Below are 21,433 nucleotides of genomic sequence, written 5' to 3'. Positions count from 1 at the left end.
GACGCCCTTGCCCTTCTCGACGAGCATCGTCACCTTGGCGCCGCGACCACCGGGGCCGCGCTCGACCTTGGTGACCTGGCCGACGTCGACGCCCTGCACGCGAATCGGCGTGCTGCCGGGCCGCACGTTGACGGCGGTGTCGACGTAGGCGCTGAACTTCGTGCCCTTGGTCCCGAAGCCCGGGACCGTCGGCTTCACGTAGATGACGACCAGGAAGATCGCGATCAGCGCGACGAAGATCGTGCCGTTGCGGATGTTCTTCGGGCGGTGCTTGCCCGGGCGGATCTCGAACATGCCGCGTCCGCCGCGGCGCCTGTTGCTGCGCGTGCTCATCGGATCACCGGGAACGCTTGGGAGTACGTGAGGTCCTTCGCCGCTTCCGCGACCGTCGGCAACGTGCCGCCGCCCTCACCCTCACCGTTGATGCAGCCGGCGGGGTACGGGTTGAGGTGCATCTGGTTGTCCAGGAGGGGCTTGCCGTCCGGGCCCACGAGGCGACTCTTCGTCGCACCGCCGAGCTCGTTGGGGAGGTTCAGGCTGATGAAGAACCGGATGAAGTTGTTCCGGTTGGTGCCGTAGGTCAGGAACGACGCCCAGCCGCCCAGGGCGTTGGTGATGTCGCAGGCGTGGTCGCCCACGTCGGTGAGGATCGGGTTGACGTGCCCGAGCGTCGTGTCGATCCGCGGGAGCTGGGTCTGGAGCGTCTGGAGGACGTTGACCGTCGGGTCGACGGTCGCCTTCGCGAGGTCCAGGGTGACCTTCGCCTGGCGCAGGGCCGGGCGGGCGCCCTTCATGAGCGACGTCGTCTGCCGGAGCGCCGAGGGGGCCGCCTGCAGCGCCGGCCGGCCGTCCTTCGCGAGCCCGTCGGCGGCGGCGACGAGCCGGTCGACCTGTGGCAGCTGGTTCTGCAGCTGGTTCAGGGTCGGCGTGGCCTCGTCGAGCGTCGAGCCGATGGCGTCGGCGTTGTCCGCGAACGGCTTCAGCGCGCGCTGGGCGGGGTCGAAGGTCTGGGCGAGCACCTGCCGGACGCCGGCGAAGGCGTCGACCGCGCCGCTCGTGTTGCGCACGAAGCTCCGGGTGATCCCCGGCCGCGCGATGATCGGCTCGGCGAGCGTCTGCACATCCTTCAGGAACGGCGAGAGCTTCTTCAGCGCGAGGTTGATGTTCGCGCCGTTGTCCGCGGCGCCGGTCCCCAGCTCGTTCAGGAAGCTCTGGGCCTTCTCGCGGGTCGCCGGGTCGAGCGTGCCGAGGACCTGGTCCAGGGCGACGTTCTGCGTCTGGTTGCTCGTGGCGAGCAGGCCGCCCTCCGGGAGATCCGTGCCCTTCGTGCCCGGGATGAGCTCGAGGTAGCGGACGCCGACCGCGGAGCGCAGGCGGACCTGCATCTTCGTGTCGGACTTCAGCGGCTTGAACTTCTCGTCCAGGCGGATGTCGACGAGCGCCTTGCCGTCCTTGACCCTCGGCTTGAGGATCTGTCCGGCGCGGAGGCCGCCGATGCGGACCTCGTAGTGGTTGGAGAGGTTGTCCGCGGCCGTGAACTCGGCCTTGAGGTTGTAGTACTTGCGGCCCGGGACGGTCTCGGCCGCCCGGTAGCCGATCAGGGACGCGATCGCCAGGATCACGATCGCGATGCCGCCGATCAGCAGCGTGCTGCCGCGGCCACGACGCCGGCCCGCCGCGCGGCGACCCGGGGTTCTCACGGTACGTGGGCTCATGGGGCGAGGAGGGAGTTGAGGAGGCCCGGGATGCCCGTAGGCTTGCCCGGCTTGTCGTTCGTCCCGGCTTTGCCGCCGAGGAGCCCGGTGACGCCGTCGACGATGCCGCCGAGGAGGCCCCGATCGGGCTTCGTCTCCGGTGCCGGCGCCGTACTCGGCGCCGCCGAGCCGGTCGTCGTGGGCGTCGTCGGTGCCTGCGGCGCCTTGACCGCCGGGTTGGACTTCGTCTGCTTCTTCGCGCCGGACTTCGGGCGGATCGCCGCATCCGGGTCCGCGCCGTCCACCAGGTCGTTGACCGTGGTCCCGCCCCCGAAGAGGTGGTCGATCACCGAGGTGACGGTGGCTCCGCCGACGGTGAGCGCGGCCCCGATGTAGTGGCCCAGCGCGTCGTGGCCCTTGAGCCCGTACGACATGTTCTGCGCGAACCACATCGCGTCGTCCCAGCCGCGCTTGTCCATCTGGTCCAGCGACGGCTTGAGCAGGCCCGAGGTCGTGCGCAGGGTCGCGAGCGTCGGCGTGAGCGACTTCAGGGGGGCCGTCGCGCGGTCCCCGAGCTTCGTCAGCGCCGGCGCCGCGGTCTTCGCGGCCTTCAGGCTGTCGCGTGCCGAGTCCTCGAACCCGGGGAGCGCGTCGAGCGTGTCCTTCAGCGGCCCGGCCGCGTTCTCGATGTCCACCGACGCCGGCCGCAGATCGGTCGAAGCGGTGCGCAGCTGGTTCAGCGTGCGGTTCAGCGCGGCGAGGCCGCCCGGCGCGGCGTCGAGCGCCCGGCCGAGCTTGTCGCGGCGCTCGGCGAGCTCGCGCAGCGTCGTGTCCGCCTGGGCGACCAGGGATCCGAGCTGGTCCTTCTTCGGGTCGACCGTCGCGGTCAGCTCGTCGCCCTTGAGCAGGAGGTTCTTCAGCGACGCGTCCTCGTCGGCGATCTCGGCGACGAGCTTGCGGGCGTCGGTCAGCGACGCCGGCATGGAGTCGAGGACCTCGGCGAGGTCCTTGCCGCGGTTGCCCAGCGCGATGCCGAACTCGTTGACGAGGATCTTGATCCGCTCGCGGGTGTCGCCGTCGAACGTGTTGATGACGTTGTCGAGCTCGACGGGCAGGGCGGTCTTCGACTTCGGGATCAGCGTGCCCGACGGAAGCGGCGCGCTCTTCTGCCGACCCACGTCGAGCGCGACGTAGCGCTCGCCGAGGAGGTCGGTGGGGCGGACCTCGACGGACGCGCCCTTCCCGATCGGCTTGACGGAGTCGTCGAGCTTCAGGGTCACGAGCGCGGTGTCCCGCGGCGTGATCTCCAGATCGTCGACGGTGCCGCCGGGGACGCCGGCGACCTTCACCGACGAGTGCGGCTTCAGGCCGCCCGAGTTGGGCAGCTCCACCTTCACGGTGTAGCCGTCGTCCTTCTTCGTGATCAGGAGGACGGCCACGACCAGGGCCACTGCGGCGAGCAGCCCCGTGGCGATGCGTCGGGACGTCATCGGTTCCACTTCTCCTCGGGGTCCTTGGACGGGTCGAGCGAGTCCTTGGTGATCCCGCACTCCGGCAGGTAGTACGGCTGGCCGGCACCGAGACCCGGGGGGCGCATGAAGGCGTACTGCTTCAGCCCGATCTTCACGAACTGGTCGACGGTGAGCAGACCCGGCGGGTACGCGTGCAGCGTCGCGGTGGAGCCGTTGATGCGGGCACGGAGGTCGTGCACGCGGTGGCGGCCGTTCTCCTTGCGCTCGCGCCACGGCGGCGGGGCGTCGTTGAGCTTGGCGAACGCGGGGTTGTCGTCGGTCGCCAGGAAGTACTCCTGGTAGCCGCCCGTCTGGGCGACGAGGGCGCCGCCGAGCTCGGGCGCGTACGGCGCGACGCAGTGGACCATCGGGGTGAGCTCCTTGAGGACCCGGCTGGTCTTCTGCAGGAACGGCTGACCGTTCGTCAGCAGCGTGTTGAGCTCCGGCGCGACCTTCGTCGTCGTCCGGACCGTCGACAGCGCCGTGGGGACGATGCTCGAGAGGTTGCGCAGGGCCGGCGTGGCGGCCTTGGCGAGCGGCTTGAGGCGCTTGGCACCGGGCCGGATGTCGTCGACGAGCTGCGTGAGGCCGCCGAGGCTGCCGTCCACGCGGGCGAGCGTCGTGCGCGCCTCGCTCATCGCCGGCTGCACGCCGTCGAGCGTCTGCTGCAGCTCCGACGTGCGGGACGCGAACGCCTCGAACGTGCGGGCGGAGACCGTGACGAGGTCGCTGACCGCGGGGGCCCGGGACGCGAGGGTCTGGGTGAGCCGGTCGGTGTTGGTGATCAGGCCGCTCAGCGCGACGCCGTCGCTGCCGAGGTCCTTGAGGAAGCCGTCGATGTCCTTGAGGCCCTGGCCGGACGCCGCGAGGCTCGCGTTCGCCTCGGACTCGGTGCCCTCCGTGGCCTGCTCGATGCGACTCGTGAGGTTGGTCGCGTCACGGCGGGTCGCCGCGCTCGCGGTGTTCAGCACGGCGTCGACGTCGACGGCCGGGCGGGTGTCCTTGGCGGCGATGATGCCGTCCTCGGGGATCGATCCCGCGTTCGTCGGCCCGAGCTTCAGGTCGACGCGACGCGTACCGGAACCGATGGTGGTGCCGTAGCGCGTGCTGGCGGTCGTGCCCTTCGGCAGCGGCCAGTAGTCGTCCGAGATGCCGAGCTCGACGATCGAGCGACCGTCCTTGTACTCGACCTTGGAGATCTTGCCGGCGTCCAGGCCGTCGACCTGGACGTCGAGTCCGGACTTGAGGTTGAAGGCCGTTGGGAACGCGACCTTGATGTGGTGGGGCTCTGACCGGGTACCGATGACCCAGATCACGAACCACACCGAAGCGGCGGCCGCGACGATGGACCACGGGTGACCCGTGACCCAACGCCCGGTCCGGACGGCGGGGTTGGAACCCCGCCGCCGGGGGGCCCGAGCCTTGCGGCTCGGACCCAACTTGCGCAGGGGCGTACGCCCCTCGTCCTGATCAGGCACTTGGGTTCAGCCTCCGACAGGCAGCTTGGAATCGGCGCCCCAGAAGAAGAACGTGAATCCTTCGTTCAGGACCATCGTCAACATCAGGGCGACGACCATGGATCGGGCGGTCGCCTCGCCCACGCCGACCGGACCGCCCTTGGCGTTGAAGCCGTAGTACATGGCGGCGATCACGATCGCGACCCACATCACGAGCGTCTTCGTGTAGCTGAAGAGGATCGACGGGGCGTCCGTGAACGCCCAGTGGACCGACTCCCACGCACCCCGGGAGATCTCCCCGATCTGGAAGAGGATCACGAAGACCTCGCCCAGGTAGAAGAGGACCAGGCCGACGATGAAGATCGGCAGCGAGACCAGGATGTTCGCGAGCAGACGCGTCCCGACGAGGTAGCGCATCGGGTTGATCCCGAGGCTCTCCATCGCGTCGATCTCCTCGTTGATCCGCATCGAGCCGATCTCGGCGACGTAGCCGCAGCCGATCTTCGCCCCGACCATGTAGGCGAACATGAACGGCGTCGCCTCGCGCACGGGGCAGATCGCGGAGAACACGCCGGCGTACGACGACGCGCCGTAGCCGCGGAGCACGTAGACGGACTCGTTGCCGCAGGTCAGCCCGAAGGTGAACTGCATGGCCCACAGGACCATCGCCGAGCCGGTGATGAGCAGGGCGACCTGCCGCATCATCTCGGCGGAGTAGCGCAGCGTCCCGCGGAGCTCGAGGAACGAGCGGCCCGCGAAGGCGCCGATCTGTCCGGCCTCGACCAGGATGTTGCGCACCGGGTCGACGAACCCGTTGGCGAACCGCTCGAGCCCCGTCGGGGCGCTCTTGCGGCCCCCGGCGGGCTCATACGGAGAGGTGTTCGTTGCTTCCATGGTGTCTCTCCCCCCTAACGAAGTGTGGCCGTCTCCGGGAATGCACCGAGCAGCAGTGAATTCAGGAGATAGTTGTAGACATAGACGGCACAGAAGGAGACGACGACGGCCTGGTTGACGGCCCTACCAACACCAGCCGCACCACCCTTCGCGTTCATGCCCTTGTAGCAACACACCACGGCGATGATGAAGCCGAATGTGAGGACCTTCAGCGTGTTGAAGACGACCTCGGCGATCGTGAAGTTCGACGCGAACGTCGACACGTAGCCGGCGGAGGTCTCGTTCCAGACCGCGATGTCCGCGATCAGCTGGCCCACGAGCGAGATCGCCGTGTTCCAGTAGTTGAAGATCACCGTCATCACGCCCAGCGCGATGAAGCGCGGGACGAGGAGGACCTTCACCAGGTCCGTACCGAGGACCGCCAGCGCGTCGAGCTCGTCGCGCACCTTGCGGGCGCCGAGGTCGGCGCAGATCGCGGTGCCGGCGACGCCGGCGACGACCATGCCGTTGATCCAGGTCGCGAGCTCGCGGACCGAGGCCATCACGGCGAACGCGCCGAGGCGGTCGGTGGTGGCGAGCGTCGACAGGATCGAGCCGCCCGACACGCCCGGCGCGCCGTACGAGAACACCAGCGTGCAGAACAGCAGCGGGATGAACGCCCGCTTCGTGACGAGCCAGCACTGCTCGATGAACTCCCCGCCCCAGTTGTAGGGCGGCGAGATGGCGGCCTTCATCACCTGCAGGGTCAGCAGCGTCATGCCGGTCAGCTGCTCGACCCAGCCCAAGGGGCCGGTCAGGCCCTTCGGGGGCTTGGGGGCCTCGCGGAGGCCGCCCGGGAGGGTGCCGCGCTCCCGCAGTGTGGCGGGCCCGAGGCCCGTCTGGGTAGCCATCAGGCCCCTCCGTCCAAGATCTTCATGTGCCTGTTCCTCTGGTTGTGAAACGAGTCGTGTGACGCGTTCCCCACTGGCGAAGACCGTACGGTGAGGTCGGGGGGATGACCATCCTCCCGGCGGCCAGTCTCCATCCCCCTCGGTGCCGGGTACCTACGCCACGCACAAGGGCGAGTTTCGTGCGCATTTCGGGATGTCCATCCCCCAGGCGGCAGGCATTCCTCCCCCCTGTGACCGGACTTCGACGCGCTGGGCGCGCCGGCGTCGACGGAGGAGGCGCACGGCCCGCAGCTCCCCCGCCGCGGGCCGACCACCACCCTTGGAGGCCCGATACCCCCCCTAGGAGGTAGCGGTTCTCGGGCCGCCCGCCCGGATCGGGGCGGGGCCGTCGCGCCGATCCGGGCGGGCCGGCCGGTGCGCCCCGCAGGACCGGGGCGCGAGGGGCCGCCCGCGATGCCCGCGGGCGGTGGAGGACCCCCGCCGGAGCGGGGGCGGCCTCAGCGCGACTCGGCGCCCAGGACGGGCAGGAACGTCGCGATCGCCTGGGAGCGGTTGACGACCCCGAGCTTGCGGAGGACCCGCTTGACGTGCGACTTGACGGTGCCCTCGGTGATCCCCAGCCGGGTCCCGATCGCCCCGTTGGAGGCGCCGCCGAGCATCATCCGCAGGATCTCGCGCTGCCGCGGCGTCAGCGACGCGAGCCGGGAGTCGGCGTCCGCGGTCGACGGCTCCGACGCCGCGGGCGCGGCGACCTCCCACGGGTAGGCCCCGATCCCCGGGTCGGTATCGGTCAGCGGGCCGACCACCGCCTCGACGTCCGCGATGACCCGCCGGATCCGCTCGCGCTGCGCGCGCAGCCGGTCGTGCTCCGCGGCGCGGTCGTAGATGCGGCCGAAGCCGTCGGCGACGACGGCGAGCAGCTCGTCGTCGACTTCGCCGCCGGCGTGGGGCTCCACGTGGAGGAGGCCGAGGAGCCGGCCCCGCACGCGGATCGGCGCCACCAGCACGCCGGGTCCGTCCCCGAGGTCGTGGCGCAGGAGATCCCGGTCGTGCGCGTCGTCGGCGCGTCGCCCGGCCGGCGCCACGCCGGCGGCGTGGGTCGCCCACGGGACCCAGGTCCCGTCGTCGTCGCGCAGGATCGAGACGCGGCGCAGCTCCAGGCGGACGGCGAGCTCGGCGCACGCGGCGTCGGCCAGGTCGTGCGACGACAGCGACCGGAGGTGGTGCAGCGCGGCCGTGCACGAGGCCATCCGCAGATCCCGTCGCTCCCGGTCGTGCGCGTGGATCTCGGCCGCGAGCTCGTGGAGCTCGGCGATCAGGGCCCCGAGGTCCGCGTGGCCCCCGGGCATCATGGCCGCCGGGTGCGACAGCCCCCCGACGCACGCGCGCGTGAGCTCCTCGGCGACGCCGGCCGCCGACCGCGTGCCGTCGAGCGGGACCGGCGGCGGGACGGCGCACGCGGCGAGGGCCGGGACCATCAGCGCCCTGATCTGCCGCAGCCGGCCCAGGATCTCGTGGTCCCGCCGCACCCGCCCGGACGGCCTCCCCGCCGCCGCGAGCGACCGGGGCTCCGGCACTCGCGAGGCGGTGACGGTCATGCCGCCGCCACCTGCCCCGCTCCCGCGCGACCCAGGAACCGCGCGACGGCCTCGGCGCGGTTGCCCGCACCGAGCTTGCGCATGATGTGCTTGACGTGCGACTTGACGGTGCTCTTGGCGATCACGAGCTCCGCCGCGATCTGCTCGTTCGTCGCGCCGGCCGCCAGGAGCGAGAGGACCTCGCGCTCCCGCCGCGTCAGCGCGTCGTCGACGGCGGGGTCCTCCGCCGTCGACGCGCCGCCCGGCGACCTCCCGGCGGACCCCAGCGCCACGGGACGCTGCGCCAGGTCGCGGGTGACGTCGCCCACGCCGGCCAACGCGGACCGCGTCCGCCGGGTCCCCCGCGCCAGGCGCTCGACGTGCACGGAGCGCTCGAACAGCAAGCCGAACCCGTCGGCGAAGTACTCCATCCCGTCGCGGTCGAGCCCAGCGAGCGGGCGCCCCGAGGAGAACGTGTCCGCGTGGAGCAGCCCGATCACCGTGCCGCCCGCGACGACCGGCGCGACGACGTAGGACCGCGTCAGCGACGCGGCGACGACCGGGTTGTGGGATCGCTCGTCCTGCTGGGCGTCCGGGACGAGGGCCGGGGCCCGGCGACGGACCAGCCCGGTCTCGACCATCGACGTGGTCAGGGGGACGCGGGCGTCGCGGGCGAAGTCCCTGAGCGCCAGGTTCACCGGGTGCTTCGGCTCGTTCTCGACGTGCAGGCGGTGCGGGACCCAGGTCGAGCCCTGGACCCGGGAGACCATCGCCCGGTCGAACCCGCAGGCGCGGCACAGCTCCACGGCGGCCATTTCGACGAGCTCGGCGGACGTCGCCGTGTCGCCCAGCTCGTCCAGCGACGTGCGGATGCGGTCCAGCGCGCGGTAGGGGTGCTCGAGCGCGTGCCGCCGCAGCTGTCCCTGCAACGTGCCGATGTCGCCGAGCAGCCCGGCGATCCCCCCGGTGGAGGTGGGGTCGTAGGGGCGCCTCGAGACGTGCTCGCCGAGGTGCGTCGCGATGGCGGTCAGCTCCTCGTCCAGCAGCCGTGTCAGCTCCGGCCGGCCGTGCGCGGGCTCGGCCTCCAGCGACACGACCAGACGGGTCGCCTCGCCGAGCTCGCGCACGCGCTCGGCGGTGGCGGCGAGCCGTCCGTCCAAGGGGATGAGCGCCTGCGGCTCTGCGCTCAGTGGTCGGATTTCCATTCGCTCGCCCCTCGGTCGCGTGTGTTCGCAATGGACCTCGACCGATCGGCCGGTGTGTCGGTCGTCACTCTCTCGACCATTTGCCGACCGTGCCTCATCCCATCGAGGGGTATGAGGCCCTGGATGGTCGAACTCCCTGGCCTCATGGGGCGTCGGAGCTCGAGAGGAACCGCCCGATCGCCTCGGCGCGGTTGGTCGCCCCGGCCGCCCGCAGGATCGCCGTGACGTGGCTCTTGACGGTGGGGATGCCGACCACGAGCCGCTCCGCGATCTGTGCGTTGGAGAGCCCGAGCAGCATCAGCTCGAGCGTCTGCCGCTGCCGCGGGGTCAGGCCGGCTCTCGACGCGTCCGTCGCCGGCGACGAGCCGGACCGACGGTGAGCCGACGCCGAGGCCGACGACCAGGGCGCGAGCGCGCGAGGCGGCTCGTCGTCGACGGCGATGGAGCCGACCGTCGCGCGCAGCCGCACGGTCGTCTCCGTGAGGGCGTCGAGCCGGTCCCGCAGGTCGAGCACCTCGTAGACATGGTCGACCGAGCGGCCGAAGTCCTCGGCGCGCCCCAGGTCGTCCGCCGAGAGGGGTTGGTGGGCGTAGACCAGATGCAGCAGGGCGCGGACGCGGCCCTCGACCTGCAGCGGCACGACCGCGCACGGCTCGGCCGTCGGCGCAGGGAGGCCGTCCGGCCTCCCCGCCGCGGGTGCCGGGCGTCCCGTGGCGATGGCCCCGAGTTCCGGCGCGAGCCCGGCCAGCGGGAGGGCGTCGGGCGGGACCTCCGGCGCCGGACCCGCGCCGTCGGCCGCCGCGGAGCGCAGGCCCGTCCACCCCTCGTGGTGGACGAGGCCCACGACCGCCCGCACCGCGCCGCAGGCCTGCAGCGCGATCGCGCAGACCCGGTCGACGAGCTCCTGGACGTCCCGGCACCGGTCGAGCTCGGACTTGCCGAGGTCGAGGTCCTCGTAGCGGCGCGCCCCGTCGCCGCGGATTGCGCGGAGCAGACGTTCCTCGAGTCGCTCCCCGCGCACCAGCACGTCGACCAGCGCCGGTCGCGCGCCCCCGCCGGACGGCCCCGCGAGGGCGCCGCTCACACGCTCGACCGTCCGCAGCACCGACGAGGCCGCGGCCTCGAGGTCGTCGATCGGCTCCGTCGCGCCGCGCCCGGGCGCCACGCCGACGAGGGCCGCGTCCGTGCGCAGCCGGCTCGCCGCCGCGGTCAGGTGGGGGACGCTGCGCTCACTCATCGAGGTCCTGAGCGATCCGGCGGAACCGCGCGACGGCCGCGCTCCGGCTCTTGACGTGGAGCTTGCGCAGGATGGTCCGCATGTGGCTCTTGACGGTCTCCTCCGAGACCGTCAGTCGCTGGGCGACCACGCTGTTGGTCGCGCCCTGCGCGACCAACTCGATGATCTCGCGCTCCCGCGCGGTCAGCAGCACGTCGCGGCCCGCCGGGGCCGACCCACGGTCCCCGGGGCGGCCGACGTCGGCGAGCCGCGGCGCGCGGTCGAAAGCGGGGGCCCGCGCCTGCCGGAGCTCGCCGCGCGCCCGCTCGAGCGCGATCTCCAGGCGCCGGGTCCGCCGGTCGAGCAGCTCCTGGGCCGAGACCCGGTCGATGTCCTGGGCGACGACCCGTGCGAACGCGGCGAGCAGGATGCGGTCGTCCTCCGTCACCCCGCGGCGCTGCCCGGCGCGATCGGCGTGGACGATGCCGACGACCTCGTCCCCGAGGACGATCGGCGCAGCGACGTGGCCGGCGACATCGGCGGCGGCCGGCGGCCGGCGCCGCCGGCCGAGCAGGACGCCCGGAGACCGGAACGAGGTACGGCGCCGGACGAGGTCCGTCTCGGCCAGATGGTTGCCGAGGGGGATCGCCTCGCCGCCCGCGACGAACGCCTGCAGCGCCTCCGGGTCCGGGTCGATCGCGGCGTCGGAGTGGGCGGCCAGCGGCAGCCACCGCGAGCCGTGGACGGCGGAGACCAGCACGCGGCTGAAGCCGCCTGCGTGGCAGCCGATCCGCGCGGCCCGCGCCGCGATCGTCGCCGCCGACCCCGACGCCCGCAGCTCCGCGGCGGCGTCGCGGACGGCCTGGCGGACCTCGACGCGGACCGCGGCGTCGTGGGCGTCGATCGCCCGCCGTTCGTCGAGCAGCCGACCGTGGCAGGCGGCCCACCGGGCGACGTCCTCGGACCCCTGCATCGCGGCCTGGACCGTCCGCAGCGCCTCGCCGACCTGCGCGCGGAGCGACTCGGGCAGCGTCCGGCGCATCGACCGGGCGTCGGCCCGCTCCCGCGCGAGCGCCCGGACCGTCTCATCGATCGCTCGCGGGTCCACGGGCTCGTCCGGTTCCGGTCGCTCGTCGGCGCTCGGGAGCTCGTCGTCCGGTCGCTCGTCGGCGCCCGGGAGCTCGTCGACCGGGGGCTCGCCGGCGTTCCCGAGCAGGCCCGTCGCCCCCGGGGCAGCGCGGCCCCGACGTGCGCCGACAAAGCCGCGGCGGACCCCCGCGACGGCCCGGGTGCTCATCGCGCGCCCCGCGGAGCCGGGCACGCCGGCCGGATCCGCCCGGCGCTCATCCGACCGAGATCCCGCCGTTCACGCTGAGCGCCTGCCCGGTGATCCGCCGAGATGCGGGTCCGGCGAGGAAGAGGATCGCGTCGGCCAGGTCCTCGGGCTCGGCGACGCCGAGGTGCGCGAGCTTCGCGGCCTTCTCGAACATGCGGGCGCTGAACGGGTCGTCCGCGATCAGCGCGGCGCCGGGGGTGTTCGCGATCAGCGACGGCGTGACGACGTTGATCCGCACCCCCTCGCGCTTGACCTCGAGCGCGGCGGCGCGGGAGAACATCAGGATCGCCGCCATGGCCGCGCCGATCAGCGTCTCGCCCGGGGTCGCGGTCTTGGCGGCGTCGGAGGCGACGTTGACGACCGAGCCGGAGCCCCGGGCGCGCATCCCCGGCAGGAGCGCCTGCATCATCAGCAGCGGCGGGAGGATCAGCCCGTCGAGCGTCGGCCGGAAATCGTCCGAGGGGATCGTGTGCAGCAGCCGCGGCGGCTTCGACGGGCCGACGGACGTGACGAGGACGTCGACGCCGCCGAGGGCCTCCTCGGCCGTGCGTGCGGCGGCCTGCACCGCGGCGTGATCGGTCGCGTCGACGGGGACGACGACGACCTCCGTCCCGGGCGCGCGCGCGAGGACGGCCTCGCGGGCCGCGGCCCCGCGGCCCGGGTCGCGGCCGAGCAGCGCGATGCCCCGCGCGCCGTCCTCCGCGAATCGGCACGCGGCCTCGAGGCCGACGCCGGCGGTGCCGCCGAGCAGGACGACTCCGGGTCCGGGGGTGTCGGTCGTCGTGGTGCTCGGTGGGATCATGTATGGCCTCGTGGTGGACGCCGGGACGGTGTCGCCCGGGCGTTGGTGGTGGGCATCAGCGGCCCTCGAAGACGGGCGTGCGGCGGGCCGCGAACGCCGCCAGGGCCGCCGGCAGGTCGGACGTCGCGGCGCACGCGAGGATGCCCTCGGACTCGGCGGCGAGGTGCTCGCGCAGCGTCGGGGAGCCCGCGCGCAGCAGCGCCCGCATCCGCCCGAGCGCGACCGTCGGGCCCGCCGCCAGCGCCGCGGCCCGTGCGCGGCCCTCGGCCTCGACGTCGGCGGCGGGGACCACCGCGGTGACGAGGCCCCACTCCAGGGCCTCGGCCGCACCGATCCGCTCGTTCCCCATCAGCAGGCGCTGCGACCGGCGCAGGCCGCAGAGGAGGGGCAGGTGCCAGGAGCTCCCGCCGTCACCGCTCAGGCCGGCCGCCGCGAAGCCCGTGGCGAGGCGCAGGTCGTCTCCGACGACGACCTCGTCCGCGCCCCAGAGCAGGCCGAGCGCGGCCCCGGCCGCGGCACCACGCGCGGCGCAGACGACGGGCACCTCGAGCTCCGCGACCCGGGCGACCGCGTCCTGGACGACGGGCAGGAGCTCGGCGACCGTCTCGCCCAGCCGCTCCGGGTCGGCGCCGAGCGCCCCGAGGTCCCCGCCGACGGAGAAGTGCTCGCCCTCGGCGCGGATCAGGACGGCCCGGACCCCGGGCGTCGCGCAGCCGATCAGGGCGTCCCGCAGCTCGCTCGCCGCCCGCAGGTCGATGCCGTTGCGGCGCTCCGGGTGCGCCAGCACCACGTGCGCCACGCCGCCCTCGACCTCCAGGACGACCCGCGGAGGGGCCAGGACCGCCGGCGAGTCAGGCATAGAGATCGTCGATCGTCTCGCCGTACCGAGCGACGATCTGCGGGCGCTTGAGCTTCGCCGTCGGCGTCAGCTCGTCGCCCCCGGGCATCCAGTCGTGGTCCAGGATCGCGTGACGCTTGACCTGCTCCGGGCGTGCGAGCCGGGCGTTGCCCGCCTGCACCGCGGCGTCGACGGCGTCGCGCACCGCCGGGTGCGCGGTCAGCGCGGCGAAGTCCAGGTCTCCCAGCCCGTGCTCGTGGGCGAACCCGGCGACCCCGTCGCGGTCCAGGACGACGAGCGCGACGACGTAGGGCCGGCGGTCGCCGATCGCGACGACCTGCGAGATCAGCGGCTGGCCGCCCTTGATCGCCTGCTCGATGTTCGTCGGGGACATGTTCTTCCCCGACGCGTTGATGATCATGACCTTCTTGCGGTCGACGATCCGCAGGTAGCCCTCCTCGTCGAACGCGCCGACGTCGCCGGTGCGGAACCAGCCGTCGGCGTCGAACGCCTCTGCGGTGCGCACCGGGTCGCGGTGGTACCCGGGCGTGATCGCGCCGCCGCTGAGGAGGATCTCGCCGTCGTCGGCGAGCCGCAGGCCGACGCCCGGCAGCGGCGTGCCGACGGTGCCGAAGCGCACCCGATCGGGCGGGCTGCAGCTGATGATGATCGCCTCCGACGCCCCGTAGAACTCGTTGACCGGAAGCCCGATGGCCGTGAGCTCCTCGAGCATCTCCGGGGAGCTGGGCGCGGTCGCCACGGCCACGAAGCGGGCCTGCTCGAGGCCGGTGAGCGCCGCGAGGGGCCGGAGGACGGCGCGATCGGCCTCGTCGTCGCCGGCCGGCGGCGGGGTCCCCGCCTGCTCCGCGCGCACGCGGGCGACGCGCCGCGCCAATGCGGCGCGGTAGGCGTCCCGGTCGGGCGACTCGGCCACGTGGCGGTGCACGCCGGCGAGGAGCTTCTCGAAGATCCGCGGCACGCCGAAGAAGCGCGTGGGCCGCACCTGCTGCAGGACCGCCCCGAGCTGCGACATGTCGGCGAGCGGCGTCACCTCGTAGCCGTAGATGAACGCGGCGTAGAGCCCGAAGATCCGCTCGCCGATGTGCGCCATCGGCAGGTACGAGATCGCTCGGTCGTCGCCCGAGACGGGGAACCGCTGCTCCATCCCCGCGAGGTTGTCGAGCATCGCGCCGTGGCGGAAGCGCACGCCCTTCGGCGGCCCGGTGGTCCCGGACGTGTAAACGAGCGTGCAGGTGTCGTCGCGGGAGGTGCCGGCCACCGCGGCGACGACGTCGAAGTCCGAGGCGCAGCCGTCCTCGAGCTCGTCGAGCGACAGCTCCCCGGGCTCCGCCGCCGTCGCCTCGACGACCACGACGCGCTCGATCGACGGGCTCGCCGCTGCCACCTCCCGCGCACGCCCCGCCAGCGAGGCCTCCGTGATCAGCACCCGCGGTTCCGCGTTCGCGGCGATGCCGACGAGCTGCTCCACCGGCGACGTCGGGTACAGGGAGAACGGCACGGCGCCGAGCAGCAGCGCTCCCATGTCGACGACGTAGAAGTCGACGCAGGTGGTGAGCAGCAGCGCGACGTGGTCGCCTCGCGCCACGCCGAGCGCGGCGAGTCCGCCGGCCACGCGGCGTGAGCGCTCGGCCCACGCACCGAACGTGAGGTGCGACCCGGTGCCCAGCGTGCGCAGGGCGACCCGATCGGGGCCGGCGGCGGCCTGCGCCAGGAACGCCGCGGGGAGCGACGCCGCTGCGGAGGGGCCCGCGGGAGACGGGACCCGCGTGATGGACGACATGGTCGCGAGCCCGTCCGTCCTCAGGCCGCCGGCGTCCAGCGGGCCGGCAGGTGGCGCATGCTGTTGAACAGGTTCGAGAAGCCCTCCTGCGGCTCCTCCAGCTGGAAGTCCGGCAGCTGCGTGTAGACCTCGCGCAGCGCGCACTTCAGGAGCTGGCGACCCAGCGCGTTGCCGAGGCAGAAGTGCAGGCCGCCGCCGCCGAAGGCGAGGTGCTTGTTCGGCTTCCGCGACAGGTCGAGGGTGAACGGGTCGTCGAAGACCGCCTCGTCGAAGTTGGCGGAGTCGTACCAGAGGACCACCTTGTCGCCGGCCTTGATCTCGGCCCCGTTCAGCTCGTAGTCGGCGAGCGCCGTGCGGCGGAAGTGGAGGATCGGCGCGCGCCAGCGCAGGAGCTCCTCGACCGCGTTGTCGATCCGGCCCTCGAAGTCCTCGAGCAGCCAGGCCTGCTGGTCGGGGTGGCGCTGCAGCTCGATCAGCGAGTGCGCGATCGCGTGGCCGGTCGTGTCGTTCGAAGCGCCCGAGAGCATCACGAAGAACGACGCGATGTCCATGTCGGACATCTCCTCACCTTCGAACGTCGTCTGCGTCAGCCAGGTGACGACGTCGTCCCCCGGCTCCTGGCGGCGCAGCGCGGCGAGCTCCATCGCGACGCCGGCGAGCGTCTGCGCCGCGTGCCCGAAGACCTCGATCGGCGCCATCGTCTTCGTGTACTCGGGGTCGTTCCACGAGCCGAGCATGTCGGCGGCGTGGACGGTCTTGTCGCGCATCTCGTCGTCGGTGACCCCGACGTAGTGGGCGAAGATCAGGCCCGGCAGCACCTTGGCGAGCTGCGGGACCATGTCCGCCTTGCCGTCCGGCGCGATTCCGGCGACGACGTCGTGGGCGTGCTGGCGGATCCAGCCCTCGATCTTCTTCACGCGCGCCGGGCTGAACGCGGACTGCACGATGCCGCGGAGCTCGGTGTGCCGGGGCGGGTCCTCGACGAGGAAGGAGAGCGCGCCCTTGATGACCTCGATCGGCATGTCCTCCATGAACACGCCCTTGCCGCTCTGGAAGTTCTTGCTGCGCGACGCCTCGACGACGTCGGCGTGGCGCGTCACCGCCCAGAAGCCGACCTTGTTGAGCTCGGGCGGCAACAGGAGCGACTCCGCCGGCGGGTGCCAGGAGACCGGATCGTTGTCCCGCAGCCACCGGAACCCCGCCTGCCGCTCGTCGCGCGGACGTTCCCAGAACGCGAAGGTCTCGATGTCGGTGGGGACGGGGCTGGGGCTGACGCTCATGTGGACTCCTCGTGACCTGCTTTGACGCCATTAAGCCGTGCCGCGAGGGCCCGGGTGATCCCGAAAACGCATCGGGTCCCCCGCGCTGTCGACTCCGCCGACCCGACGACCCGGTGATCGCGTTTCCGCATCACCCGGGGCTCGGAACGCGGGCAGGGTCGGACGCGACGGCCCGGTGCTCGGGCCGTGCCCACCCGGACGAGAGAAGAGCCCCAAGTGCAGATCCAGGCAGCCGTCATCCGCGAGACCGACGGACCCTTCCTCATCGAGGACGTCGAGCTCGACGATCCGGGACCGGGCGAGGTCCGCGTCGAGATCCACGCCGTCGGCGTGTGCCACACCGACATCGCCATCCAGCACCAGTGGATGCCCGTCCCCCTGCCGCTGGTGCTCGGCCACGAGGGCTCGGGGATCGTCGAGTCCGTCGGCGAGGGCGTCACGAAGGTCAAGGCCGGCGACCGGGTCGCGTTGACCTACGGCTTCTGCGGCGCATGCCCGACGTGCTCGGCCGACCGTCCCGCCTACTGCTACGAGTTCGCGCCGCGGAACGTGTCCGGCGGCCGGCCCGACGGTACCAACGCCCTGCACGGCGTGAACGGCTTCTTCTTCTCGCAGTCCTCGTTCGCCACGTACGCCATCGCGACCGAGCTGAACACCGTCAAGCTCGCGGACGACGACGACCTGCTGATCGCGGGACCCCTCGGCTGCGGCATCCAGACCGGCGCCGGCACGGTGCTGAACAAGCTGCAGCCGCGGGAGGGGCAGAGCATCGCCGTCTTCGGCGTCGGGGCCGTCGGGCTCTCGGCGATCATGGCCGCGAAGGTCGCGGGCGCCTCGCCGATCGTCGCGGTCGACCTGAACCCCGGTCGCCTCGAGCTCGCCCTCGAGCTCGGCGCGACCCACACCGTCAACCCGGACGAGGTCGACGACGTCGTCGTCGCGATCCAGGGCATCACCGGCGCGGGCGCCGACTTCGCCGTCGAGACCACCGCGGTCGAGCAGGTCGCGACCCAGGCGATCAACGCCCTGGCGCCGCTGGGCACCTGCGCGATCCTCGGCCTCGGGCCGGCCGGCACGAACGTCACCGTCGACATGACGGCGCTGCTGATCCCCGGCCGCACCGTCGTCGGCGTCGTGGAGGGCGACAGCGTCCCGGACGAGTTCATCCCGCGCCTGGCGCAGCTCTACAAGGACGGGCGGTTCCCGTACGACCGCCTGATCAAGGTCTACGACTTCCAGGACATCAACCAGGCCGTCGCCGACGCCGAGGCCGGAACCACCCTGAAGGCGGTGCTCCGTGTCAAGTGACGGCGGCACCGTCTGCGCCCCGGACGGCTCGCGCCTGACCGGGGCCGGCCCGACCCCGGTGGCCGGCGGCCACCCGCGGACCCGCGGTGCACAGGCCGCCGCACGGCGCCGCGTGCGCCGCGCGGCGCGCGGCCGCCGCACGGCCGCCCCGCCCTGGTCCCCGGGGGGATGCCGAAAGGGAATCACCCTTGCATCCTCCGTACGCTCCAGGTCTACTGCGGCAGTGGATCTCCGACAGCTGAGGTACTTCCTCGCCGTGGTCGAGGAGCAGGGCTTCCGTCGCGCCTCGCGCGCGCTCTTCGTGGCGCAGCCCGCCGTGTCGCGCGCGCTCCGCCAGCTCGAGCAGGAACTCGGCGTCGAGCTGTTCAACCGCAGCGCCCTGGGCGTCGAGCTGACGGACGCCGGCGTCGAGTTCGTGGCGCTGGCCCAGACCGTCCTGCGCTCCGCCGACGAGGCCCGCGACGCGATGCGCGGCCACGCGGTGCGCGGCACGCTGCTGCGCGTCGGAGCCGGCCCGCTCTGCGCCGGCGAGCTGACCACGCCGATCCTCCGGCTCTTCGGAGACGCGCACTCCGAGCTCGACGTCGCCGTGGAGGCGATCTCGTTCTGCGACCAGACCAGCCCGATCCTCGACGGCACGCTGGACGTGGCGATCGTCCGGGGGCCGCTCGAGCACCCGGACCTCGAGGTCACGCCGATCGCCGCCGAGCCCCGGGCGTTGCTCGTCGGGCTGACGCACGAGCTGGCCGACCAGGAGTCGGTGGACGTGGGCGACGTGCTCGTCGATCCGACGGTCCCGTTGCAGGCGCCCGCCGACTGGGCGCCATTCTGGCAGCTCGACGACGTGCGCGGGCGATCCAACAACCGCGCGGACGCGGCCCCGGCGACGAGCCTGCGCGCGATGCGCCAGTCGGTCGCGGACGGTGCCACCGTGATCACGGTGCCCGACGCGATGCGCCGGATCGCCCCGAACCCGACGACACGCTGCATCGGGCTGCGCGGCGCCGAGCCCTCCACCATCGCCGTCGCCCGCCGGCGCCGCGACCGCCGGACCGCGGTCCTCGAGTTCGTCGAGCAGGCCGCCGAGACCGCCGAGCGCAACATCCACCTGCTGCCCGGCGCGGAGGTGGTCCGATGAGCACCACCGAGTCGACCGCCATCGACCGCGCGCTCGCGCTGCCGTCGCTGTCCGCTGCGTTCGTCGCCAAGGCGCTGGACGCGCCCGACGCGCCCGCGCTGCGGGCCTTCGGCACCGACGAGGTCCTGACCTGGCGCGCGTGGCACGACCGCGGCGTCGCCGTCGCCGGCGGTCTCGAGTCCCTCGGGATCGAGCGCGGCGACCGCGTCGGGATCCTGCTCGGCACCCGCGTCGAGTTCAACATCGTCGACATCGGCGCCCTGCTGCTCGGCGCGATCCCGTTCTCGCTCTACGTGACCTCTGCGGTCGAGCAGCTGCGCGAGATCGTCGACAACGCCGCCCCGCGCGTGCTGTTCACCGACGCGTCGCTCGTCGAGAAGGCCCGTGAGGTCGCGGCCGGCAGCACCGTCGAGCGGATCGTCGTCGTCGAGGCCACCGCGGCACAGGACGGCGAGCTGTCGCTCGCGGACCTCGAGGCGCGCTCCCCCGCGGACTTCGACGTGTCCGCCGCGGTGGCCGCGACGACCCGCGAGGACATCGGCACGCTCGTCTACACCTCGGGCACCACCGGCCCTCCGAAGGGCGTGCAGTTCCGGCACGGCGGGATGATGGACTGCCTGGACTCGATCCGGCAGCGCTTCGACACCGGCGCCGAGGACCGGGCGATCGCCTACCTGCCGATGGCGCACATCGCCGAGCGGATCTTCGGGCACTACGCGGCGTTCGTGTACGGCTACGAGGTGACGTCGCTCGCCGACCTGACGAAGCTCGGGCCCGCGCTGCACGCCGTCCGGCCGACCCGCTTCTTCGGCGTCCCGCGGATCTACGAGAAGCTGATCGCCGGCATCCACCGCTTCGTCAGCGAGTCCCCGGACCGCGAGGCGCTAGAGGCCGCATGGCAGCGGCGCCTGGTCGTGGTCCGGGAGGGTGGGAGCTGGATGGCCGCCGACGATCGCGACGCCGCCGACCTAGAGACCCTGAAGCCGCTCGCCGCGCTCACGGGCCTCGAGCAGGCGCACTTCCTCGCCGTCGCCGGCGCGCCGAGCTCGCTCGGCATGCTCGAGGAGATCACCGCGCTCGGTCTGCCGATCAACGAGTTCTACGGCTCGTCGGAGGCGATCATCGTCAGCTGCAGCCCGCCGGACGACATCCGCCTGGGCACCGCGGGCAAGCCGCTCGCGGGCGCCGTCTTCGAGCTCGGCGAGGACGGCGAGGTCCTGATCACGGGCCCGACGATCACCCCGGGGTACTTCCGGGACCCGGAGCGGACCGCGGAGGCGTTCGACGCCGACGGCCGGTTCCTCACGGGCGACGTCGGACAGCTCGACGACGACGGGTACCTGTCGATCGTCGACCGCAAGAAGGCGCTGATCATCAACAGCGGCGGCAAGAACATGTCGCCGGCGAACATCGAGCAGGCGATCAAGGGCGGCCAGCCGCTGCTGTCGCAGGTGTTCGCGATCGGCGACCGGCGGCCGTACAACGTGGCGCTGGTCGTCCTCGACCGCGACGGCCTCGCCGTCTTCGCGCGCTCCGCGGGCCTCGATCCCGACGAGGACTTCGCGGTCCTCTCCCAGCGCCCCGAGGTCCGGGACGCGGTGCAGGCGGCGGTCGACGCGGGAAACGAGAAGCTCGCCCGCGTCGAACAGATCAAGCGCTTCGCGATCCTGGACCACGACTGGCTCCCGGGCGGACCGCAACTGACGCCGACCAACAAGGTCAAGCGTCGCGAGGTCGCGGAGCAGTACGCCGCGACCGCCTCCGACCTCTACGCCTGACCGTCCGCCGTCTTCCGCGCGCCCGTCCGGCGCGCGGAGGAGGCTCCATCCATCCCACCGACCGCGGACCCCGCGGGAAGAAAGGCCACGCCTCCATGCCGAAGGTCCTCTACGAGAAGCGCGGCGAGATCGCGTACATCACCCTCAACCGCCCCGAGAAGCACAACGCCATCGACACCGAGACCGACGAGCTCCTCCGCGACGCCTGGACGGCGTTCCGGGACGACGACGAGGTCCGCCTCGCCATCCTCACGGGGTCGGGCGACAAGACGTTCTGCGCCGGCGCGGACCTCAACGACCACGTCGACGGCTGGCTGGACCGCGGCCCCGACCTCGCCAAGAGCGTGATGGACAAGGGCTTCGCGGGCGGCATCACCCGCGGCCTGCACCACATCAACAAGCCGATCATCGCGGCGCTGAACGGCTGGGTCATCGGCGGCGGCATCGAGCTCGCGCTGGCCTGCGACATCCGCGTCTGCACCGACGACGCGCAGTTCGGCTTCTTCCACGTCCGCCGCGGCATGCACTTCGCGGACGGCGGCATCGTGCGCCTGGTCAACACCTGCGGCGTCGGGATCGCGATGGAGCTCGAGCTGATGGGCGAGCCGATCTCGGCGGAGCGCGCGAAGGAGGTGCACCTCGTCAACCGCGTCGTGCCGCGCGACCAGCTGATGGCGACCGTCGAGGAGATGGCGTCGAAGATCCTGC

General features: G+C 72.7%; 18 protein-coding genes. 4 read left to right on the top strand and 14 right to left on the bottom strand.

The features are described 5' to 3' along the window. The 14 genes from AB0L40_RS17810 to AB0L40_RS17745 all read right to left on the bottom strand — a co-directional run. Positions 1-333, bottom strand: a 333-nt coding sequence (locus AB0L40_RS17810; RefSeq protein ID WP_364357396.1) for an MlaD family protein, incomplete at its 3' end; no start/stop codon positions are given. Further along, complete coding sequence (locus AB0L40_RS17805; RefSeq protein ID WP_364357393.1) at positions 330-1,715, bottom strand: MlaD family protein; 1,386 nt, start codon at positions 1,713-1,715, stop codon at positions 330-332. The genes AB0L40_RS17810 and AB0L40_RS17805, both read right to left, overlap by 4 nt. Then, positions 1,712-3,184 carry an MlaD family protein gene (locus AB0L40_RS17800; protein ID WP_364357390.1) on the bottom strand — a complete coding sequence of 491 codons (1,473 nt, stop codon included), beginning with the start codon at positions 3,182-3,184 and terminating at the stop codon, positions 1,712-1,714. The genes AB0L40_RS17805 and AB0L40_RS17800 overlap by 4 nt, the downstream gene beginning before the upstream one ends. Then, positions 3,181-4,521 (bottom strand): MlaD family protein, encoded by a 1,341-nt coding sequence (locus AB0L40_RS17795; RefSeq protein WP_364357387.1) that lies wholly within the window; start codon positions 4,519-4,521, stop codon positions 3,181-3,183. Before AB0L40_RS17795 ends, AB0L40_RS17800 begins: the two co-directional genes overlap by 4 nt. 168 nt (positions 4,522-4,689) lie before the next feature. Further along, positions 4,690-5,556 (bottom strand): ABC transporter permease, encoded by an 867-nt coding sequence (locus tag AB0L40_RS17790; RefSeq protein ID WP_364357384.1) that lies wholly within the window; start codon positions 5,554-5,556, stop codon positions 4,690-4,692. 14 nt (positions 5,557-5,570) lie between these two features. After that, positions 5,571-6,446 carry an ABC transporter permease gene (locus tag AB0L40_RS17785; RefSeq protein ID WP_364357381.1) on the bottom strand — a complete coding sequence of 292 codons (876 nt, stop codon included), beginning with the start codon at positions 6,444-6,446 and terminating at the stop codon, positions 5,571-5,573. Between the two features lie 497 nt (positions 6,447-6,943). Continuing rightward, complete coding sequence (locus tag AB0L40_RS17780) at positions 6,944-8,044, bottom strand: LuxR C-terminal-related transcriptional regulator (RefSeq protein ID WP_364357378.1); 1,101 nt, start codon at positions 8,042-8,044, stop codon at positions 6,944-6,946. After that, on the bottom strand, positions 8,041-9,228 hold the full coding sequence (locus tag AB0L40_RS17775) for a LuxR C-terminal-related transcriptional regulator (protein ID WP_364357375.1): 1,188 nt from the start codon (positions 9,226-9,228) through the stop codon (positions 8,041-8,043). The genes AB0L40_RS17780 and AB0L40_RS17775 overlap by 4 nt, the downstream gene beginning before the upstream one ends. Positions 9,229-9,370: 142 nt before the next feature. Next, positions 9,371-10,465 carry a helix-turn-helix transcriptional regulator gene (locus AB0L40_RS17770; protein WP_364357372.1) on the bottom strand — a complete coding sequence of 365 codons (1,095 nt, stop codon included), beginning with the start codon at positions 10,463-10,465 and terminating at the stop codon, positions 9,371-9,373. Beyond that, entirely contained in the window at positions 10,458-11,741 is a 1,284-nt protein-coding gene (locus AB0L40_RS17765) for a LuxR C-terminal-related transcriptional regulator (protein WP_364357369.1), read from the bottom strand. Before AB0L40_RS17765 ends, AB0L40_RS17770 begins: the two co-directional genes overlap by 8 nt. Before the next feature lie 46 nt (positions 11,742-11,787). Then, positions 11,788-12,582 (bottom strand): SDR family oxidoreductase, encoded by a 795-nt coding sequence (locus tag AB0L40_RS17760; protein WP_364357366.1) that lies wholly within the window; start codon positions 12,580-12,582, stop codon positions 11,788-11,790. Positions 12,583-12,637: 55 nt separating this feature from the next. Further along, positions 12,638-13,441 (bottom strand): enoyl-CoA hydratase-related protein, encoded by an 804-nt coding sequence (locus tag AB0L40_RS17755; RefSeq protein WP_364357363.1) that lies wholly within the window; start codon positions 13,439-13,441, stop codon positions 12,638-12,640. After that, on the bottom strand, positions 13,434-15,221 hold the full coding sequence (locus AB0L40_RS17750; RefSeq protein WP_364357360.1) for an AMP-dependent synthetase/ligase: 1,788 nt from the start codon (positions 15,219-15,221) through the stop codon (positions 13,434-13,436). Before AB0L40_RS17750 ends, AB0L40_RS17755 begins: the two co-directional genes overlap by 8 nt. Before the next feature lie 20 nt (positions 15,222-15,241). Continuing rightward, on the bottom strand, positions 15,242-16,501 hold the full coding sequence (locus tag AB0L40_RS17745) for a cytochrome P450 (RefSeq protein WP_364357357.1): 1,260 nt from the start codon (positions 16,499-16,501) through the stop codon (positions 15,242-15,244). 216 nt (positions 16,502-16,717) lie between these two features. Here AB0L40_RS17745 and AB0L40_RS17740 point away from each other — a divergent pair, with 216 nt between their 5' ends. From AB0L40_RS17740 to AB0L40_RS17725, 4 genes are all read left to right on the top strand, one after another. Next, the gene (locus AB0L40_RS17740) at positions 16,718-17,809 is read left to right on the top strand and encodes an NAD(P)-dependent alcohol dehydrogenase (RefSeq protein ID WP_364357354.1); all 1,092 of its coding nucleotides are present in this window, start codon (positions 16,718-16,720) and stop codon (positions 17,807-17,809) included. A 223-nt stretch (positions 17,810-18,032) separates the two neighbouring features. Then, a complete protein-coding gene (locus AB0L40_RS17735; protein ID WP_364357351.1) occupies positions 18,033-18,947 on the top strand; it encodes a LysR family transcriptional regulator in 915 nt (304 codons plus the stop codon). Then, positions 18,944-20,725, top strand: coding sequence for an AMP-dependent synthetase/ligase (locus AB0L40_RS17730; RefSeq protein ID WP_364357348.1), 1,782 nt, complete (start codon positions 18,944-18,946; stop codon positions 20,723-20,725). Before AB0L40_RS17735 ends, AB0L40_RS17730 begins: the two co-directional genes overlap by 4 nt. A 95-nt stretch (positions 20,726-20,820) precedes the next feature. Beyond that, positions 20,821-21,433: enoyl-CoA hydratase/isomerase family protein (locus AB0L40_RS17725; RefSeq protein WP_364357345.1), on the top strand; the 613-nt coding region annotated here is incomplete at its 3' end.

The sequence above is a fragment of the Patulibacter sp. NPDC049589 genome (assembly GCF_040675535.1).
Lineage (GTDB): Bacteria > Actinomycetota > Thermoleophilia > Solirubrobacterales > Solirubrobacteraceae > Patulibacter.
This window is presented reverse-complemented; position numbering and strand designations above follow the sequence as displayed.

What these genes read in the sequence shown, in the direction of transcription:
- AB0L40_RS17730 (WP_364357348.1), top strand. Translation starts at nt 18,944, where the DNA reads ATGAGCACCACCGAGTCGACCGCCATCGACCGCGCGCTCGCGCTGCCG.
- AB0L40_RS17790 (WP_364357384.1), bottom strand. Translation starts at nt 5,556, where the DNA reads ATGGAAGCAACGAACACCTCTCCGTATGAGCCCGCCGGGGGCCGCAAG.
- AB0L40_RS17755 (WP_364357363.1), bottom strand. Translation starts at nt 13,441, where the DNA reads ATGCCTGACTCGCCGGCGGTCCTGGCCCCTCCGCGGGTCGTCCTGGAG.
- AB0L40_RS17745 (WP_364357357.1), bottom strand. Translation starts at nt 16,501, where the DNA reads ATGAGCGTCAGCCCCAGCCCCGTCCCCACCGACATCGAGACCTTCGCG.
- AB0L40_RS17750 (WP_364357360.1), bottom strand. Translation starts at nt 15,221, where the DNA reads ATGTCGTCCATCACGCGGGTCCCGTCTCCCGCGGGCCCCTCCGCAGCG.
- AB0L40_RS17760 (WP_364357366.1), bottom strand. Translation starts at nt 12,582, where the DNA reads ATGATCCCACCGAGCACCACGACGACCGACACCCCCGGACCCGGAGTC.
- AB0L40_RS17785 (WP_364357381.1), bottom strand. Translation starts at nt 6,446, where the DNA reads ATGGCTACCCAGACGGGCCTCGGGCCCGCCACACTGCGGGAGCGCGGC.
- AB0L40_RS17800 (WP_364357390.1), bottom strand. Translation starts at nt 3,184, where the DNA reads ATGACGTCCCGACGCATCGCCACGGGGCTGCTCGCCGCAGTGGCCCTG.
- AB0L40_RS17780 (WP_364357378.1), bottom strand. Translation starts at nt 8,044, where the DNA reads ATGACCGTCACCGCCTCGCGAGTGCCGGAGCCCCGGTCGCTCGCGGCG.
- AB0L40_RS17775 (WP_364357375.1), bottom strand. Translation starts at nt 9,228, where the DNA reads ATGGAAATCCGACCACTGAGCGCAGAGCCGCAGGCGCTCATCCCCTTG.
- AB0L40_RS17770 (WP_364357372.1), bottom strand. Translation starts at nt 10,465, where the DNA reads ATGAGTGAGCGCAGCGTCCCCCACCTGACCGCGGCGGCGAGCCGGCTG.
- AB0L40_RS17765 (WP_364357369.1), bottom strand. Translation starts at nt 11,741, where the DNA reads ATGAGCACCCGGGCCGTCGCGGGGGTCCGCCGCGGCTTTGTCGGCGCA.
- AB0L40_RS17805 (WP_364357393.1), bottom strand. Translation starts at nt 1,715, where the DNA reads ATGAGCCCACGTACCGTGAGAACCCCGGGTCGCCGCGCGGCGGGCCGG.